Origin of the sequence: Blautia faecis (assembly GCF_020554845.1) — a bacterium.
GTDB classification, from domain to species: Bacteria; Bacillota; Clostridia; order Lachnospirales; family Lachnospiraceae; genus Blautia_A; species Blautia_A faecis.
In genome coordinates this window covers 18,835-39,378 of record NZ_JAJCIA010000004.1, presented here as the reverse complement: position 1 = coordinate 39,378, position 20,544 = coordinate 18,835, and the positions used below count along the sequence as shown (strand labels likewise).

Here is a 20,544-nt window from a genome sequence, read left to right as displayed (position 1 = left end):
AGATGGGCTTTTTTCATGCCTGCGAGGAGGTGGTTACGCAAATGGCATCCAGAATCCAGGGCATCACCGTTGAGATCGGCGGCGATACCACAAAGCTCTCCAAAGCACTGGAAAGTGTAAACAAATCAATCAAGGGGACGCAGTCCGGACTGAAGGATGTCAACAAACTCCTGAAACTGGACCCTTCCAATACAGAACTGGTCGTCCAGAAGCAGAAGATGCTGAAGGATGCCATTGAAGCCACTAAGGAAAAGCTGGCAACTTTGAAAACTGCCGCACAGCAGGCTAATGAGCAGCTTGCCAACGGTGAGATCACCCAGCAGCAGTACGATGCTCTTCAGCGTGAGATCGTGGAGACCGAACAGAATCTGCGATCCTTACAGGATCAGGCGGCTACTACCAATGCGACGCTTGCCAAGATCGATGAAGCTGGAGAAAAGCTCCAGAACATCGGATCTTCTGTGGAGAATGTAGGCAAGAAGTTCCTTCCGGTGACTGCCGCTGTGACGGGTCTTGGCACTGCCGCAGTGAAGACCGCAGCCGATTTTGATTCCGAGATGAGTAAGGTCTCTGCCATTTCCGGTGCGACCGGGGATGACTTTGACCAGCTCCGTGCGAAAGCCCGTGAGATGGGTGCAAAGACCAAGTTCTCTGCATCCGAGGCAGCTTCGGCGATGGAATACATGGCCATGGCCGGATGGAAGACTTCTGACATGCTGAACGGCATCGAGGGCGTCATGAACCTCGCGGCCGCTTCGGGTGAAGACCTCGCTACGACTTCAGATATTGTTACCGATGCCCTTACCGCGTTCGGCTTATCCGCTGCGGATTCTGGGCATTTTGCCGATATCCTCGCAGCCGCTTCCTCCAATGCGAACACCAACGTCTCCATGATGGGCGAGACGTTCAAGTACTGTGCGCCTATTGCCGGTGCGCTGGGGTTCTCGGCAGAGGATACCGCAGAAGCCATCGGACTTATGGCAAATAGTGGTATCAAGGCTTCGCAGGCTGGTACGTCCCTTCGTACCATCATGAACAACCTTTCCGGTGAAGTGACCTTTGCAGGCAAGAACATCGGTGAGGTTACGATTGCCACCAGCAATGCAGATGGCAGTATGAGGAGCCTGAACGATATCCTCGCAGACTGCCGTGTAGCATTCTCCGGCTTGACCGAATCTGAAAAAGCATCCAATGCAGAGGCACTGGTCGGCAAGAATGCGATGTCCGGTTTCCTTGCCCTGATGAATTCCAGCGAGACGGACATCAACAAACTGCGTGGTGCCATTGAAAATTGTGACGGCGCATCCGAGAGCATGGCAGAAACCATGCAGGACAACTTAAATGGTCAGCTCACCATCCTGAAATCTCAGCTGGAGGAGCTGGCTATTTCTTTTGGCGATATCCTGATGCCCACCATCCGCAAGATCGTATCTGCCGTGCAGCAGTTCGTGGACAAGCTCAACAGCATGGATGAGGGTACCAGGGAAACGATCATCAAGATCGGGCTCCTGGCGGCATCCATCGGTCCGCTGCTCATTGTGCTTGGCAAGACCATATCGACCGTCGGCACAGCGATGCGGGGATTCAGTTCTCTTGCAAAGGGTGTCCGGCTTCTTATCACCCATGTGGGCAGTGCCAGCGGTGTGTTCAGCAAGCTGGGTGTGGTTCTGGGTGGTCTGTCCGGGCCGGTCGTAGCAGTGGTGGCGGTCATCGGCACACTGGTGGCGGCGTTCATGAACCTCTGGAATACGAACGAGGAATTCCGTACTGCCATTACCGGTATCTGGAACGACATCGTTTCCAAGGTGAAAGGGTTCTGTGATCAGCTGACACAGCGGATCAATGGGCTGGGCTTTGATTTTAAGGATGTCACCGAGGTACTGAAAGCAGTCTGGGATGGCCTTTGTCAGGTGCTTGCCCCGTTGTTTGAGGGAGCATTCCAGAATATTTCGACCATCCTCGGCGTCGTTCTGGATACCTTACTGGGTCTGTTCGATGTCTTTTCCAATGTGTTCTCCGGCAACTGGAGTGGCGCATGGGAAGCGGTGAAGGGTATCTTCTCCAGTATCTGGGATGGCGTGAAGTCTGTATTCTCTACGACTCTTACCGCATTAAAGAGCGCACTGGATGTGTTTCTTGGGCTGTTCGGTACGGACTGGCAGACGGTCTGGGGCAGTATCAAGAGCTTCTTTGAGACCGTGTGGAGCGGAATCAGCAGCTTCTTTTCAAACACAGTTTCTGCTATCCAGAGTGTGGCAACGACTGTGTTCACTGCAGTTTCGAGCTTCTTTACGACTGTCCTTACGAGTATCCAGACGACCTTCAGCACCATCTGGACTGCCATTTCCACAGCCGTTTCTTCTGTGTTGAATACGATCCATACCACGGTGACAACTGTGTGGACGGCGATCTCGACTGCGATTTCTACGGTCATGAACACCATCAGCACGACGATCACTTCGGTGTGGAATGGCATCTACAACACCATGAAACCTCTGTTGGATGCGTTCAAATATCTGTTTGAAACCATCTGGCAGGCAATTCAGATCCTGATCGGTGCAGCACTGACTGCGATCCAGACGAAGATCACTTCCATCTGGAACGCCATCGTCGCCTTTGTGACTCCGATCCTGACTGGATTGCAGACGACTTTCTCTACGGTTTGGTCCGCGATCCAGACAGCCATATCTACGGTGCTAACTGCAATCCAGACCGCGGTGACAACTGTATGGAACGCTATTGTATCGTTCCTGTCTCCGCTGCTGACTGGCATTCAGACCCGGATGAGTACGGCATGGAATGCAATCAAGACGGTCATTTCGACTGTCCTTTCAGCAATCCAGTCCACGGTTTCTTCCATCTGGAGCGCCATCAGCAGCAAAATCTCCGGTGTGGTAAATGGTATCAAATCGGTGGTTTCTTCCGGCTGGAATGCCATGAAGTCTACGGTTTCGTCCCTCAGTAACAGCATCAAGAGCGCGGCGACCACAGCTTTTAACTCGATGAAATCCGGGATTTCCTCTACCATTTCCGGTATTAAGTCCACCATCACGAACGGCTTTAACAGTGCAGTTTCCTTTATCAAGGGTCTGGCTGGACAGGCATTCTCGTGGGGCTCGGACATGATCGGCAACATTGTGTCCGGTATCCAGTCGAGGATTCAGGATGTGGCAAGCGCCGTATCGGGAGTGGCGGACCGTATCCGCTCTTTCCTGCACTTCTCTGTGCCGGATGAGGGGCCTCTGGCAGATATGGAAAGCTGGATGCCGGACTTCATGCAGGGACTGGCAAACGGCATCACGACCAACACCAGCCTTGTAACTGCGGCGGCAGAGAATCTGTCCACCACGCTGTCTACTTCCATCACCAACTCCATGAGGGGAGTGGAGCAGGCATACAGTAAGAGCTGGGCGGCCATCAGCCAGACGGTGAAGACCGGAACGGCAGGTGTGAGTGCCGCGATGAGATCCGCATGGAGTTCCATTACAACCAGTACCACGAGCACATGGAACAGCATCAAGACCACCATCCAGACCAGCTTTGCGGCGGTGAAATCCAATGTGACCTCTGCGACAGCAGCTGTCAAATCTTCCATGACCAGTGCATGGAGTGCGGTAAAGTCGCTGACAACGACCAGCTGGAACGGTATCAAGAGTGTTATCACCACAGCATGGAATGGAATCAAGTCTCTGACTACTTCGGCAACTGCTTCTGTCAAATCTTCCATGACAAGCGCATGGAACGCAGTGAAAACTCTGACGAACACCAGCTGGAATGGTATCAAGACGGTCATCACGACTGCATGGAACAGCATCAAGAGTCTTACAACTTCCTCTGTATCCGCAGTTCGCAGTACGGCCACAAGCGGCTGGAACACACTGAAATCCACCACGACCTCTGCCTTCAACAGCATCAAGTCCACGGTGTCTTCGGCAATGTCCAGCCTGCGCAGCACGGTTTCTTCCGGTGTTGCAAGTATCAGGAGCAGTTTTAACTCGCTCGGTTCGATTGCTTCTTCTGCATACCGCTGGGGCGCAGATATCTGTTCCCAGATGGCGGCAGGTGTCCGGGCAGCGGCCGGTTCCGTGATCGCAGCGGCGGAAAATGTCGCAAGCAGGGTCAGAAGTCTGCTGCATTTCTCTGTACCAGATGAAGGACCTCTGTCTGATGCAGATACCTATATGCCCGACTTCATGAAGCTGCTGGCGACCGGCATTAAAAAAAATGTCAAGTCGGTGGTGAAAGCCGTGCAGGGACTTGCCGGGTCTATGAGCAACAACCTTACGACCCCGGTAGATTCTCTGGGCGACTGGATGGATTCTGTGGTCGGCAGTTTTGCTGCCACGATCAAGAGAAGCCAAAATGGTATCGGCAGTGCTGCAAGGGATGTGGGCAGCGGTATCCAGTCCCAGCTGATGGCCGGGCTTTCCGGGCTGAAAACACAGTTCCAGCAGCTCTGGACTGACCTGCAGGGTATCACCAAAACAGCAGTCGGCAGTATGAGCGATGAAGTGAAGCAGGGCTTTACGGACATAAAGGATTCCATTGGAGAGCTGAGTTCTCAGACCGGTTCCCTTGGAAATGCGATCCGCAGCCTTGGCGATACCTTCAACTCGGATTTCTTAAAGAGCCTCGGCAACGGCATCAGCAAGGTCGGTGACACGGTCAATACGGTCACGGGGCTTGTGGACAAGCTCGGTTCCATGAAGAATACCATCGGAAACCTCGGAAGTACGTTGCAGAACCTCGGCAATGTTCTTGGCTCCGAAAACGGAGGCGGTCTGCTGTCCAACATCGGCAGTTTCCTGTCGAAGATCGGCAGCGCAGATGGTGGTCAGATCGTGTCGAACTTTGGCAACCTGATCTCCGGGCTGACCTCCAAAATGGGCGGTCTGGGAGAGGGAATCTCCGGTATCATCTCGAAGCTGGGAAGCCTTGGCTCCAGCGGTGGGGGAATCCTGTCGAATCTGGGCGGGCTGCTTTCCGGTGTAGTGACGAAGATCGGCGGCTTAGGCGGCAGTCTTTCTGGGCTTCTGTCTGGTGTGGGTTCCACATTGGGCGGAATTGCTGGTTCTGCCGGCTCCGCAATCGCAGGACTGTTCGGCTCGGTTGGCACGGCCGTATCTGGTCTGGCGGCAGGTGCGGGTACGGCTCTTGCAGGCGTAGCAAGCTCCGCAGGTGGTTTCCTCGCATCCGCAGGCACAGCACTTGCTGGTCTGGCGGGTCCTGCAGGTATCGCAGTGGCGGCCGTTGGCGGCATCGGTCTTGGACTGACCGCTCTCTGGAAAAACTGCGATGGCTTCCGGGAAGGAGTCACGAATATCTGGAACAAGGTCACTTCGGTATTCTCGAATGGAGTAAATGCCATCAAGAACGGTATCTCCAATGCGGCTTCTGCCATCGGCAACGTGGCATCGTCCATCTGGGGCGGTATCAAGAACGTGGCTTCCTCGGCAGTCAGCTGGGGCAAGGATATCGTTGGCGGTATTGCAGGAGGCATCAAGAAGGGTGTGAGCTGGGTCGGCAGTGCGGTCAAGAGTGTGGCAAGCGGTATCCGTTCATTCCTGCACTTCTCTGTGCCGGATGAAGGACCTCTGGCAGATGCGGACACCTATATGCCCGACTTTATGAAGCTGCTTTCCGGCGGCATCAAGAAAGGCGAGGGCGGACTAATCAGCCAGATCAAGTCGATGGCAGCAAAGGTGCAGCAGGGTATGGAGGGCATCAGTTCCTTCAGTCTGCCGGAACTGACCCTGCCGCACTTCGATGGCTCTGGCTGGAACTTCCCGCAGGCGGCTCTGGCCGGAGGCGGCACCACCCGGACGACCAACCTTGGCGGTGTGTATATCACGGTCAATGGCTACAATGCCCGGAACGACGATGAACTCGCACAGACCGTTGCCGATAAGATCAACGGCATGATCCACGAGGATGATTCGGTCTTCAAGTAAAGGAGGTAGATGCGTATGGGCTACAATGCCCCAAAGCAGACAGTATCACAGTTTCAGCTTAAAGGCAGATACGCCAGACAGTATCTGTCCTTTGCCGGGAAGTCCAGTAAGGACTTCCTATTATATTTGTCTGGACCCGGTGTGTATGATTCCCCGGCTGCGGATGTGGAGAGTACCTCCGTACCAGGCAGGAACGGGGACATCATCACCGAGAATGCAAGGACAGGCAGGCGCAGATATCAGAACGTGGATATCAAGTATAAGGCATTTTTCTTCAACGGTCTGCCTGCCAAGACCGCAGCGGTCAAGGCATGGCTGTTATCTCCGATCGGGTATCAGAAATTGCAGGACACCTACGACCCGGATTTCTTCCGGATGGCAGTCTGCAAGGATGCTCTGGAATTTGATGTGACAGCCCAGAAAGCCGCTGAGATGGAGCTGACATTCAACTGTAAGCCCCAGCGTTGGAGCGTGGATGGGCAGAGGGTGATCCGGCTGGATGGCAGGTCGACCTTAAAGAACCCCTTCGCTTTTCCGGCACAGCCTATCTTCAAGATCTACGGGGATTCTGGCGGCGAACTGTATGTGGGTGAGGAGAAGATCACCATCCACAGCATCAAGGACTACGTGCTGCTCAACTGTGAAACGCACAACGCTTACAACGCTTCCGGCTTCTGCAATGAGACCATCCTTTCGGATGATTTCCCGGAACTGCCGGAGGGAAAGACACAAATCGCATGGACAGGCGGCATCACGGCGGTGGAGGTGACTCCACGCTGGTGGACGCTGTAAGAGGGAGGTGCAGCCAGTGATCCCATGTTTATATGCATCAACAGAGATGAAGTTCAATCATAACGGTATTGGAAAGCTGGCAGATGCACAGTCTTGTACCGTAACGGAAAAGAGAAACGGAAGCTATGAGCTGAAGCTGGTCTGTCCGGCAGATGGCATCCATGCAGAGATGCTGGAGGAGGGGAATATCATCCTTGCCAAGCCATCCGATACCATGCAGTCTCAGCCGTTCCGCATCTACAAGATCACGACCCCGATAGATGGAAAGCTGGAAGTTCAGGCTCGGCACATTTCCTACCAGCTGAACTTCATCACAGTTTCCCCGTTCTCAGTGACTGGGTGTGCGGGAGCAATGCAGGGGCTGAAAAGCCACGCTGCTTCTGACTGCCCTTTCGATGTCTGGACGGATGTGGACTCCAGTGCCACCTTTACGCTTGGAATTCCATCCTCCTTCCGAAATTGCCTTGGAGGTATGGCCGGGTCAGTTCTGGATGTTTTTGGCGGTGAATTCGAGTGGGATCGGTACACGGTCAAGTTTCATAAAACCAGAGGTACGGATCACAATGTCCACATCATCTACGGGAAGAACCTGACAGACTTCAAGATGGAGAAATCCATCGAGAACACCATCACGGGTGTGCATCCGTACTGGGTGGATAATGAAACCCAGGCGGTCATGGAACTGCCGGAGAAGGTGGTGCTGCAAAGCAAACGGTCGATCCCCTACCAGAAGATCACCGTGCTGGATTGTACCAGCAATTTTCAGGAAAAGCCGAGTGAAGCGGCACTCCGGGAATACGCACAGAACTATATCGACACCACGGACTTAACAGAGCCGGAGATCGATATCAAGATCGACTTTTTACAGCTCTGGAATACGCCGGGGTATGAGGACATCGTGGAAGCAGAGCGTGTTTCCCTTTGCGATACGGTCCATGTGTTTATCTCAAAGCTGGGAATCGAAGTCAGTTCCAAAGTCACCGAAACAGAGTATGACGCGCTACTGGAACGCTATAACAGCATCACGCTCTCAAACTCAACGGTCAGCAGCCGAAATTCTTCTCTGACAGGTTCGCTCAACAGCATCCGGAATACAGCGACGATTGCCTATGATACGGCAGTCCGTGCGGAAACGGCAGTGGGAGAGCAGGTCGGTGGGATCACAGCATCTATCATTTATGACGGTGCGCTTTTTGCTGCGCTGTTTGGCCTTCATTATAAAAATGAAACTGACAATAAGGGAAATACGACCCGGTATGCATTCAATGCGGCGACTTTGAAACAGTCCACGGTCGCATGGAAGAACAGCTCTGCTGGGTTGTTTGTATCCACGGATGGCGGTAAGACGTGGGGCTATGGCTGGGAGGCGGATGACACTGCAGTCAGGACAGCGATCCTGCTGGAACAGACCCTCAAAGAACTGGATGACCGCTATAAGAAAGCCACGGAGCTTTCCGAGGAGCTGCTGAAGGAACTGGATGAGCGGTACAAAACAGCGACCGCCATTTCTGCCGAGCTTCAGAAAACGCTCGATCAGCGGTACGAAACAGCAAAAAAGCTGTCCAAGGATTTATATGAGGAACTGGATAAGCGGTATGGCACCCTTACGGAAATCTCGGAAGATCTGCAAAAGGAGTTGGACGAGAGATACAGTGCGGCGAAGAAGCTGTCGGAAGAGGTCGAAAAAGAACTGGATGAAAAGTACCAGCCGAGTGTCCCGGTATCGGAAACCGCACCGGAAGCCCCAGCAGCAGATACGCTCTGGGTCGATAAGAAGAACCTTCGGTTAAAGCTTTGGGATGGAGAACAGTGGCAGACCATCGGCCATGAGCCGGAACAGCCAACGGAACCGACCACACCAACGGAACCGGAAAAGCCGGAGCCGGAGAACCCGGACACCGAAGGAAAAGATAATGGGAACAAAGAAGAAACAGATGATAAGAAGACCGATCAGGAAGGAGGGGGCGCGTAATGGTCACAAGCATTTATCAGAAAGTGGAGCTGTCGCTGACGGAGAATCTTATCCCGGTGACAGTCCCAGTCAAACAATATGACAACAAAGCACGGAAAGTTCGCTGTGTTTTGTATAACAACTCGGTGCAGTATTCCGTGCCACAGGACTGCATCGTTGCCTGTTCCGGTACCAGACCGGACGGTACGATCTTTCACTACACCAGCGAAACAGCATCCGACCTTGTGTTTGTTGAAAATGGGGCGGTCGTCTTTACGATCACGACCTTCATGACCGCACAGGCCGGGCGGTTTCCGCTGGATGTTGTTATGCTCAGCACAGCGGGTGATGTCCTTGGTTCGTTCTCCCTCACATTGAAGGTGGAGCGGGCGGCCATCAACAACGGTAAGATCGCCACCTATACCTACGCGGGTGTGGTGGAAGCTATCCGCAAGGGACTGCTGGAAGTGTATATCACGGACGATGGCTATTTTGCCGTTGTGTCGGAGGATGGACTCGGCTTCAGTGACAAGTCGGAATCCAGCACCATCCAGAAATTCATTGAAAATCTTTTGAACTGTACGGTTACGGATGACGGCTATCTTGCTTTCACCACTGAAGACGGTCTGAAGCTCATCTTTTCAATGGACGGTGACGGACGGCTGATCGTAGAGTTTACAAACGGCTGATGGAGCCGGGAAAGGGGAAAATATGTCGGAATATATCGGAAACCGAATCGTCCCTCGCCATGATGGTGTCTGGGACAAAGCAAAAGAATATGAGCCTCTTACCATTGTGTATGAGGAATCCACAGGCGACAGCTATATGAGCCGGAAACCTGTACCGGCCGGAACGCTTCTGTCACAGGAGGAATACTGGGCGATGTGTTCCCGGTTCTCGGAACAGATGGCTCTGTACCGTCAGAATACGGCAGAAGAAGTGGAGCAGTTCCGCAAGGATACTGCGGCAGATGTAGAGCAGCTTCGTACAGATACTGCATCAGATGTGGCAGCCTTGCGCAAGATGACCGCACAGGATGTAGCGGATATCACCCAGAAGGTCGATGCCGCAAACAGTGCGGTTGCGGCCAGTAAGTCCGAGATGGATAAGACTGCAGAAACGCTGAAAGCCCAGATCAATGCCAACGTCAAGGCATCTACAGATAAAAATGCCAACTATGCACAGGAGCTTGTAGATGCCCGTGTGGATGATGAGGGAAAGACTTATCCCACAGCCGGTGACAATATCCGTGCGGTCGGCAGGGTGCGTTCCATGCAGAATATCATGAAGAACTGGGTGATCAAAAATGGTTACGCAAACCAGAACGGCAACCTTGTAGCTTCGGAAAGCTGGCGCGTGGCGCACATGGTCCCGGTCAGCGGTGATGCGATTCTGGTGGACGGTCAGTTCGGCTATATGAGCGGCCGGAATGACTATAACAACGTGGTCTGCTATGACATGGACCGTAAGTTCCTCGGTGGCTGTTTCCGGGCAGAGAGCGGCAAGGTCTACGACAACTATGTGATCACATTGCTTCCGAACACCCGATTTATTTCGGTCACCACCAATGAAAAGCTGTTCTCGAAGCTCTCGGTGTACCTCTATGATAACATGCTCCCACTGAGATTGCTGTCAAATTACGCAACAGGCTGGCAGTGGATGAACGGCAGCGTGGATATCAGGTTCACGGGCAGCAAGGTGACAGTCACATTCCCGGAGGGAAAGAGTGTGTATGTCTGCCGCCGTACAAATGGTACACAGTATGAGCAGACGAAACTGGGGGCAGAGAACAGTACCTCGATTGATTTCGCTGCGAAAGGCTGGTGGGCAATCTATTACGATGGAATGGAAGTATCTGCTGACGAAACGGGAGAAAAGATTGAACTGCCGGTCATTAAAGCGGAAAACACGGGCGGTGACTGGGGCGGTTTGTTCACAAGGAACCGCTTTGTGTTTGCAGTGCTTTATGACGGCAATGTTGTGTATGCGGCTCCGTCTAACAGTGGGACGGTTATCAACGGAATCGATTATGGAAATCCGGCGAAAGCAGCGTACAATTCGATGACCTGGCACAAGTACCGTTCAGCAAAAATGTTCCTCGCTACAGGCCAGTTTGCGATCGATACGGTCAACCGCACCATTCAGGTCACGAAACGTATCCTGGCGGTTGTCGATAACGGTGCTTACTACTGGATCAGTGCTAGTGAGGAGCCGGTACCGATGTTGGATAGTACGGAAGCAGAAAAGCATCACATGCTGATCCTTGCCTATGACTCGTCCATAGATCAGATCAATCTTTACAACACTGCACAGTTCCGGGCATTGGGAGTAAACGGCTACTATATCGCTGCATGGTATGAAAACCATTTCTGGTATCCGCACATGGGTTCTTCTTTCAGCATTGTACTGGATGGCACGACTTATAAGGCTGGTGAGCTGTTCGATGAAGAGCGGCGTGACTACTATATCGAAAAGAAGTATGAGGACCGCTTCCAGCAGCTCCGCACGGATCTTGCCGGTAAGGATTCCCGCCATATGTATCTGGCAAGCGGTGGCATTACCATTGACCAGAATGCCGGTACGATCCAGGTCAGTACCAAGTGTCTGGGTGTTCCGGATACGTTCCACTATGAGTGGATCACGGCAGGCGATCCGGCGGAGATGGCATTTAACACACCCAGCTCGACTTTTGGCATGCCGATGCGCATTCTCGCTTATGACGCTGGTACGAAAACCATCAATCTGTACGACACCAGCCTGTTCCGAAAGCTGGGTACGAATGGTTTCTATATTGCATCCTGGTATCAGAGCAAGCTGTATAATCCGCACATTCACCCGGATGTGAAGTTCATTGTGGGCGGTAAGGAATACAAAGCGGGTGATCTCTTCGCAGATAACGCGGCATCTTTCATCCCGAAGCGTATCACGGATTATGTGCAGAAAGCCATTACTCCGGCTGTAGAGGATGACATCGTGACCCCGTCCCACTGGGACTGCATGGAGGGACGCCAGCTTTCCATCTTCTTTGACTGTCTTTCCCGCCACGATGGCAAGGAAAATCTGTATGTGCTCGCCAGAGGCACGAATGCACCGAGCCTGACCCGGAACGAGTACTGCATGAACTACACGCCGACGAAGGACAGTACGGATTTTGCACTGACCGTCCGCCGTCTGGATGAAGATGACTGCCATACGGTATCGTCCAAACCTGTCCAGGTCAGGGTTCACCATAAGCTGAAGGACAAGCTCACGAAGAATATCTGCATCTGTGGAGACTCTCTCGTGGACAATGGTTCTGTGGCAACGGAAGTGTACCGTCTGCTGGCAGAGGATAATGACTGCGTGATCCACCAGCTGGGAACGAGAGGACCGTCTGGCGGCAAGCACGAAGGACGCGGCAGCTGGACCTTTGCCCGGTATCTGGCAGATACGGATTACGCCGGCAAAACGAATGCGTTCTGGGACAAGATCAAAGGCCGTCTGGATTTCCAGAAATACTGCGAGACCAACGGCTATGAGGGCATCGATTACTTCCTGATCGCACTTGGCACCAATGATGTGTCACAGGGCACTACACTGTACCGCACGGAAGCTGAGGTGCAGAAGTTCGTGGATCAGGCAAAGCAGTTTATTGATGCTCTGCTGGATAAGGAGACGGGCTTCCCGAACTGCAAGATCGGTATCGGCCTTTGCGGACCCGGTTCGGATTATTCTTATCAGTGCGGTTCCAGCATAGGTATCTTCCATATGAGCATCAACACGCTGAACCTTGCGCTGATCAAGGCATTCGATGCCGGCAAGTATCGCAAAAACGTGACCTGTTTTGCCCACGGTCTTCGCACGGACCGCCGTCTGGCATTTCCGTATTCGGATAAGCCGGTGACGAACCGATTCACGGAAACCAGCCGGACGCTGACCAACAGCATCCACCCGTCCGGAAGAGGCTATCAGGCATGGGCAGACGGCTATTACTGCCAGATCCGTGCATGGCTGACGGAAGACAGCAAATAAAACGGCATTATGCCGGGAAAGGAAACAATATGATGAATCGTCAGAAAATTCGGGGGGGGGGGGTACTATGTAACCCTTGATTTTCCCAAGACAGGGCCTCCCAATCTGCTGGATGAACCGATAGTAGTTGTAGCCGGAATTGTCCGGCAGAAGGGAGAATCCTATGTCTAAATTTATTGGAAGAAGAATTGTTCCGAAACACGATGGTGTATGGGATATCAATAAGGAATACGAAGAACTCAGTATCGTTCTGGATAAGGCGTCCGGTGAGAGCTATATCAGCAGAAGACCTGTGCCGGTCGGTACTGCAATCTCGGATGAAATTTACTGGATGCAATACAGTCTTTATAGTGCGCAGATCGCAGAGGCTGTCAAGGAAATGGAAGATACAGAAGCACGTCTCATCCAGTATGTGGATACCGCAGAATCCAACATGAACAGTCGGGTGAATTCTGCTGAAAGCCTTACTAATAGCAACAAGGCAGAGCTGAACAGCCGTATGGATACGTTGGACAAGCGACTGGATGCTAATGTGTCTGCTTCGACTGACAAGGATAAGGACTATGCAGCAGAGGTTGTGGATGCAAGAGTAGATGAAGAGGGAACGAAATACGGTTCTGTCGGTTCCCATATTCGAGCAATTGGAAGTGGCAAGGGTATTTTGAAAGGTGCAGTAAATGGAAGCCGCCTGTCGTTCTTGGACATTACTCCAGAACTGGTTTGGACTGCAGATAAGTATATTTCGAGAAAATATGGTGGGCTAGATAATTTCTCTCAGGGCTCAAATGTTTATTTTGCCACGTTGGATTATATTCCGTTTCCATATGGAGGCTGCTGGCTTCAAGTATATTCTGCCATGTCCACAGTTGAAAGCGATAAATCAGGTATTGCATTTTATGATGCAAATAAGAAATTTATCAGCGGAAGCGATTACAATCGGGAAACTAAGAAACTGGCATTTCGCAGAATTTTCTGCCCAGATGGAACTGCTTATATACGCATGAGCTGTATGGGGCAGGACAATCTCAATGGCGTGGGTATCTGGTTGGATGATTATAGAATCTCAGTGGGGCATCTGGTGGATCGTGCGGTAACACATGAAAAATTGGCAGAAAAAAGTGTTGAAACGGATAATCTCGCGGATGAAGCGATAACATCAGAGAAACTGTGTGACAACGCTGTGCAGGTGAAAAATGCTGCCTTTTTGGAAATCCCGCTGGAGATTGTTTTGACACCGGATTTGTATATTGCACGTGCGAAGGGTGATTTGCGGACTTATACACCGGGAACAAACACCTATTTTGCAACAGAGGACTATCTGCCGTTCCCGTATGGTGGAAGTAAATGCCTTTTACGCGCAAGTATGAGTACAGCTTCCACTGATGTTTCAGGTCTTGCTTTTTATGATCAGGACAAAAAGTATATTTCAGGATTGAAGTACAATCAGGAAAAGGGTGGTATTTTAAGCTACACGGATTTTATCTGCCCCAAGGGTACTGCGTATATCCGCCTGACCATGTATAAAGAAAATTTAAAAGATTTTGCCAAGATTTGGTTTATGGATACGGTCGTATCTACCGGAAAGGTACAAGATGCTGCAATTACTACGCAGAAAATTGCTGATGAAGCAATCACAAAAGACAAATTGGAAAAAGATATCCAAAAAAGACTGACAGCAGGAATCAATGATCTGTTAGGCTTGAATCTCTCAGATAATCCTCTGGAACGGATTCGAAATGATGCTGGTTTAATGACCGTATTTCGTCATGTGGGCTGCATTGGTGACAGCCTTGCAAGCGGAGAAGCAGTATACAAAAAAGCCGATGGCACCACAGGAGGGAAGGATTTGTTTGAATATTCCTGGGGACAGTATCTTGCTAGAATGACCGGGAATACCTATTACAACTGGTCTAAGGGTGGACTGCGTTGTGATACGTTCCTTTCCAGTTCGCTTGCAACGGAGTGCTTTGATGGAAATCATAAGTGCGAGGCTTATATTATCGGTCTTGGACAAAATGAAAACAATCGAAAGTACAAGATTGGTACGGTGGAAGATATCAATCTCGGCGACTACACACAGAATCCAGACACCTATTATGGCAATTACGGAAAGATCATTCAGAAGATTCAGGAAATGCAGCCGAAAGCTAAAATTTTTATTCTGACTGATCCATTAAAATCTGTAGAAAATGCTGGCTACAATTCGGCAGTTCGGGAGATTGCAGGAATATTTAAGAGCGTCTATCTGGTTGATCTGTATACCTATGGAACAGCTTTGTATAATTCTGGCTTTCTCTATCAGCAGAAACGTGGCGGTCATTACAATGCAGTCGGGTACTTTATCTGTGCCATGATTATTTCTACCTATATTGATTGGATCATGAAGAAGAATCCGAATGAGTTCCGTGAGATTGAGTTTATTGGATTGGACAATAAATTCTATTAAATTTCCACCGTCCCTGACAGACATACCTCCCAAATGCCTGTGAAACGGTGTTCATTATAGAAGGAGTATACACAAGGCGGCATTGACCGTCTATTTTTATGCCCAAATGGGCAGGAAAGGACAAGATTATGCAGAATGTGATCGACAAGATTGAATGGATGTTCGCAGGTCTGGGTGGTTTCCTGGGCTGGTTCTTTGGCGGGTTTGACGGCTTTTTGTATGCACTGGTGGTGTTCGTGGTCTGTGACTACTTCACCGGGGTGCTGGCGGCAGCGATCAAGCATGAGCTTTCTTCTGAAGTTGGCTTTAAGGGCATCGCCAAGAAGGTGTGTATCTTTGTGCTGGTTGGTATTGCCAACATCATCGACACACAGATCCTCCAGAATGGAGCGGCCATCCGTACAGCAGTGGTGTTCTTTTATTTGGCGAATGAAGGCCTGAGCTGCCTCGAAAACGCAGCCGTTATCGGTCTTCCCGTGCCGGAGAAGCTCAAGGAGATGCTGGCACAGCTGAAGGAAGAAAGAGAGAATAAGGACGATTGATCAATGGGGAGAGGTGTAACAGCCTCTCCCTCAAATTTTAGGAGGAATGAACCATGAGTAAGAAAGAGTATCCCGCAAAACTGACGACCGGTTATTACCGTGTGCGAGAAGTCTGGGAAGATGAGGCATCCCAGTTTGGCGCGTACCGTCTGCTGGCGAATGCAAAAGCCAAGTGTGATGAGAACCCCGGCAGCCGAGTGTTCGACAATGACGGCAACGTGATCTATCCGGAAGAGGCTGTCCCGGATACTGGTGCAGATGAGAACGAGGAGAAAGCAGTCGTGGACGATATCCCGGAAGATAAGCCGGAAACCACAACCCCTGTGGAAGATATCCCGGCGGAGAAAGAAGCTGAAGACGAAGTGGATGAGAATGAGTTCCCGACTGCGGAGGAGCTTCCGGCGACCATTGCCTACGGCAAGCTCAAGACCCTCATGAACATCCGCAAAAAGCCGAGTCTGGATGCAGAGGTCGTAGCGGTCTACAAGAAGAATGCCCTTGTGGAAGTCGTGCAGTTCTGTGATGGCTGGCTGAAGATCAAATGTGCCGAAGCAGAGGCCGGTGTCGCATATGTCCTGAACAGTGCGGACACCTATGCGTTCACAGCTGGCAGAATCTATACCGTTGTTCCCGGTGATAATCTCTGGAAAATCGCAGATAAGGAACTGGGAAGCGGCAGCCGCTGTGCAGATATCCGTGTGCTGAATGGTCTGACTTCCAATGCCATCCGGGTCGGCATGAAACTGCTGATTCCGTAACAACAGAATAACCACAGTACGAGGTTCAGAGTGATCTGGACCTCAATTTTTTTAGCAGGAGGAAATCATTATGGGATATACCAATAGTCCACTCGTTGTTTACACTAAGCTCTCCCCGAACCATTCCGGGCAGAGGACACACAGCATCGACCGCATCACACCGCATTGTGTGGTCGGTCAGCTTTCTGCGGAAAGCATCTGCGGCTGTTTCACCAGCACAAGCCGTCAGGCAAGCTGCAACTACGGCATCGGCACAGACGGCCGTGTGTCGCTTTGTGTCAAAGAAAAGAACCGCAGCTGGTGTTCGTCCAGCAATGCCAATGACCAGAGGGCGGTCACCATCGAATGCGCCAGCGACATGAATGAGCCGTATGCCATGAACAGTGCCGTATATGACTCTCTGGTCAAGCTCTGCATTGATATCTGCAAGCGTAACGGGAAGAAGAAGCTCCTGTGGCTGGGTGATAAAAATAAGACACTCAACTATGCTCCGGCGGCAGATGAAATGGTGCTGACCGTTCACCGCTGGTTTGCGAATAAAAGCTGCCCTGGAAACTGGCTGTATGCCCGCCTGGGTGATCTGGCCGCAAGGGTAACTGCAGCACTGGGCGGTTCATCCTCATCTGGCATGCAGGCTTCTTCGCTGAAAAATCTCTCGGAAGCAGAGGCAGTGGCAAAGATTGGCCCGCTGTTTACTGCGAACCAGAAAACCACTGGCATCCTTGCCTGCGTGTCGATGGCACAGTTCATTCTGGAATCCGGCTACGGTAAATCTGAGCTGGCACAAAATGCCAATAACTGCTTCGGCATGAAGACCTCGCTTTCCGGGAACAGCTGGAGCGGCAGCAGTTGGGATGGCAAGTCTGTCTATCCTAAGAAAACGCAGGAGCAGAATACCGATGGCAGCTATGTGACGATCACTGCTGACTTCCGCAAGTACGCCTGTGTGGAAGACTCCATTGCCGACCATGCAGCATATCTGCTCGGAGCGATGAGTGGCAGCAGGAAACGCTATGAGGGTCTGGCAGGCTGTACCGATTACAAGAAAGCGGCACAGATCATCAAGGATGGTGGTTATGCTACCAGCCACACCTATGTTCAGAACCTTTGCAATATCATCGAGCGTTGGAACCTGACGCAGTATGATGCGGTAAAGGATTCTGAAAGCACCACTATTTCCGGCTGGTACCGTGTCCGTAAGAGCTGGCAGAATGCCGCTTCCCAGAAAGGTGCGTTCCACGACCTCACCTATGCAAAACAGTGTGCAGATAAGAATCCGGGCTATTATGTTTTTGACCCGGCGGGTAAGGCCGTCTACCCGGAACCGAAGTCTTCAGTCCCATATACTGTGCATGTATCCATTAAAGACCTCAACATCCGCAAGGGACCGGGCACGAATTACGGTAAGACCGGTTATTACACCGGGAAAGGCGTGTTTACTATCGTGGCAGAATCTGCCGGTGCTGGTTCTGCGAAGGGCTGGGGCAAGCTGAAATCCGGTGCAGGGTGGATCGCACTTGACTTTGCGGCCCGTATCTAAAAACACGCCCCGTCCTTACCGGGCGGGGCGTACATATCGTGCAGATAAGACAATAATCTCCCAGATTATTCTCCGTCTTTCTGCGCCGAAATTACTTGATAATATCACGAAACAGAGGGAATATGTGACTGCCCAAAGAGAAGAAAACGGGCAGGAACGGAGCGAAAACTATGAGTACTGGTACGGATTTCCTTGCAAATCTGCAGAAAAAGACTGTGAAGAATACAGTACAGCAGAAACAGCAGAAGAGAGTAAATGCATCTGCTGTGGATGTCTCGGCTTTACTGGAAGCCGCTCTTGGAAAAAAGAAACCTGTGGAAGCTGTGGCAGATGTTCGTCAAAGTACGGATGCTGCCACAGCTTCTTTTTTACCACTGGCTGATACGCACCAAGGCAGGTCTACTCAACAAAAACCAAAAAACGCATCAGATAAAAAACAGACACCCCAAAAATCAAAAGACATCGTGGACGCCGGTATCACAGCTCTTATCCAGAAAGCTCTGGATGCCAAAAAGGTCATGGCAGAGCCTGACATTGCAGAACGGCTGCAGAGCAGTATGGAGAGTGAGTTTACGAAGCTCTTCACACCGGAAGAACCGCAGGAAAACAAGTTCGTTTCGACGGCGACCTTCCGGGCTACCAAAAAGAAAGCCGGAACCCTTAATGTGGCGGCTTACATCCGCGTTTCTACGGACATGAGCGACCAGGAGAACTCCTATGAAACGCAGGAAAAATACTTTAACCAGCTGATTGAAAATAATCCAGTATGGAATGCAGTCGGTGTGTACTCCGATTACGGCATCTCCGGCACTTCCAAGGAAAAGAGAACCGGATTCCGCCGACTGATGCGTCATTGTAAGGACGGGAAGATCGACCGCATTGTGTGCAAGTCCATATCACGATTTGCCCGAAACACGGCTGACTTTATGAGTGCACTGGATGTCCTGCATGACTGCGGGGTAACGATTCTGTTCGAGAAAGAAAATCTGGATACGGCAGACCCGACCAGCGACTTCATCCTTACGACACTGGCAGCCATTGCACAGGAAGAAAGCCGCAGCATTTCCAGTAACATCCGGCTGGGGCAGAAGATGCGATTTCCGAAGGGGGATGTTCCAAACAAGATCATGTACGGATACCGCTACAATGGGAAAATGGTTACCTCCGAGAGCGGATATGAGTATAAAGATATTGAGATCGTTGAGGAAGAAGCCAGGGTCGTCCGGCGTATTTTCCATGAAGTTGTGGAAGGGAAAGCCTATACGGAGATTGCAAGGGGACTGAACATGGACAAGATTCCGGCTCCTGTCACCGACGCAGTGAGAGTAAGAAAGAAAAAATCCAAGAAAGGGCAGTTAAACAGTGATCTGCTGGATGGATGGACAGGCGGGAATATCACGCGGATCGTCCGTGCCGAGCGGTACATGGGTGCAGTCCTTATCCAGAAGAAGTTCACATCGGATTACCTGACACATGAAGTCCGGGACAACAAAGGCGAAGTTCCTCAGTATTTTGTCCGGAACCATCATCCGGCAATCGTTGACGAGGACCTGTTTGAAAAGGCACAGGAAGTTGTAAAAGTAAACAGCGATTTATATAACAGGACAAGATCCGGCAAGAAGCCGAGAGCGTTTTCCCAAAGACTAATCTGCGGGGAGTGCGGCCGTTTTTTCCATGTGACAAACGGAAATGGGAACTATCCCATCTGGCGGTGCCCGACGAGCAGCCGGACGACAGGAAAACGTATCTGCCATGCAGAAAAAGTATACGAGGAACAGGTTGTCCGAGCCTTCCGTAAAGCAGTTCTGGAGCGGTTCCGGCTGACGCTTAAGCCCATCCATGACAACGTGGCTGTGGCAGACATCATGAGCGGCCGGTTCAAAGAGCAGTATGACAACTTCACCCCGGAAGCAGATTCTTTTGTAAGCCAGATGCTTGCACGGCTGGAGAGCATTCAGAAGCTGGATTTTATGGAACGCGACCGTGCTTTTTATAAAAAGCAGATAGCGGCCGCACACACCAGTGTGGAAAGCACCAGTAAGAAGATCCGGCTCCTGAAAAGTCAGGTGGATGTGATGCAGACCCGTCTGGAACTTCTCGGTGACGAGATGATCGACCCTGCTTCTATTGAGGAGAAGAAAAAGCTCATTGAGAAACTGGAGTGTGATATTCAGAAGGACACGGACACTGAGCAGAAACTGACCGAACAGCTCGACTATATGGAAGACTACTGGGAAGAACTGGAGGGCGACTATGAACGAAGGGAAAAGGCAATCGAGTGGATGAAGAACCTCCCGGCGGGGCGGGATGGTACGGTGGCCTTTCTGAATGAAGTGACCGAAGAACACTGCAAGGCATTCCTCCTCTCCATCACGATTCATTCACCGCTGAAGTTTACGGTACACTGGTTCGATGACACCAAGACCGAGGTAGAGATGGATTCCAATATCGAAGATTACCGCAATACCGCAAGCTATTATGACGGGCATACGATGCGCGACGGCAGCCAGCGGAAGAGGCATGTAAGATAAGACCAGTTGCAAGGCTGGAAGA

General features: G+C 51.3%; 10 protein-coding genes. All 10 read left to right on the top strand.

Going from position 1 to position 20,544, the window contains the following annotated elements; genetic code table 11:
- Positions 1–41: 41 nt before the first annotated feature.
- On the top strand, positions 42–5,951 hold the full coding sequence (locus LIZ66_RS18720) for a phage tail tape measure protein (RefSeq protein ID WP_306797062.1): 5,910 nt from the start codon (positions 42–44) through the stop codon (positions 5,949–5,951).
- A gap of 15 nt (positions 5,952–5,966) precedes the next feature.
- A complete protein-coding gene (locus LIZ66_RS03045) occupies positions 5,967–6,743 on the top strand; it encodes a hypothetical protein (protein WP_227200421.1) in 777 nt (258 codons plus the stop codon).
- 16 nt (positions 6,744–6,759) lie between these two features.
- Positions 6,760–8,715 carry a phage tail spike protein gene (locus LIZ66_RS03040; protein ID WP_227200423.1) on the top strand — a complete coding sequence of 652 codons (1,956 nt, stop codon included), beginning with the start codon at positions 6,760–6,762 and terminating at the stop codon, positions 8,713–8,715.
- The gene (locus tag LIZ66_RS03035) at positions 8,715–9,383 is read left to right on the top strand and encodes a hypothetical protein (protein WP_227200425.1); all 669 of its coding nucleotides are present in this window, start codon (positions 8,715–8,717) and stop codon (positions 9,381–9,383) included. Before LIZ66_RS03040 ends, LIZ66_RS03035 begins: the two co-directional genes overlap by 1 nt.
- A 22-nt stretch (positions 9,384–9,405) precedes the next feature.
- Positions 9,406–12,705 carry an SGNH/GDSL hydrolase family protein gene (locus LIZ66_RS03030; protein WP_227200427.1) on the top strand — a complete coding sequence of 1,100 codons (3,300 nt, stop codon included), beginning with the start codon at positions 9,406–9,408 and terminating at the stop codon, positions 12,703–12,705.
- Between the two features lie 163 nt (positions 12,706–12,868).
- The gene (locus LIZ66_RS03025; RefSeq protein WP_227200429.1) at positions 12,869–15,151 is read left to right on the top strand and encodes an SGNH/GDSL hydrolase family protein; all 2,283 of its coding nucleotides are present in this window, start codon (positions 12,869–12,871) and stop codon (positions 15,149–15,151) included.
- Positions 15,152–15,279: 128 nt separating this feature from the next.
- A complete protein-coding gene (locus LIZ66_RS03020) occupies positions 15,280–15,693 on the top strand; it encodes a phage holin family protein (RefSeq protein WP_227200431.1) in 414 nt (137 codons plus the stop codon).
- Between the two features lie 53 nt (positions 15,694–15,746).
- A complete protein-coding gene (locus LIZ66_RS03015) occupies positions 15,747–16,451 on the top strand; it encodes a LysM peptidoglycan-binding domain-containing protein (protein WP_227200433.1) in 705 nt (234 codons plus the stop codon).
- 70 nt (positions 16,452–16,521) lie between these two features.
- Positions 16,522–17,991 carry a glucosaminidase domain-containing protein gene (locus LIZ66_RS03010; RefSeq protein ID WP_227200435.1) on the top strand — a complete coding sequence of 490 codons (1,470 nt, stop codon included), beginning with the start codon at positions 16,522–16,524 and terminating at the stop codon, positions 17,989–17,991.
- Positions 17,992–18,161: 170 nt separating this feature from the next.
- Positions 18,162–20,522 (top strand): recombinase family protein, encoded by a 2,361-nt coding sequence (locus tag LIZ66_RS03005; protein ID WP_173886590.1) that lies wholly within the window; start codon positions 18,162–18,164, stop codon positions 20,520–20,522.
- Positions 20,523–20,544: the final 22 nt, after the last annotated feature.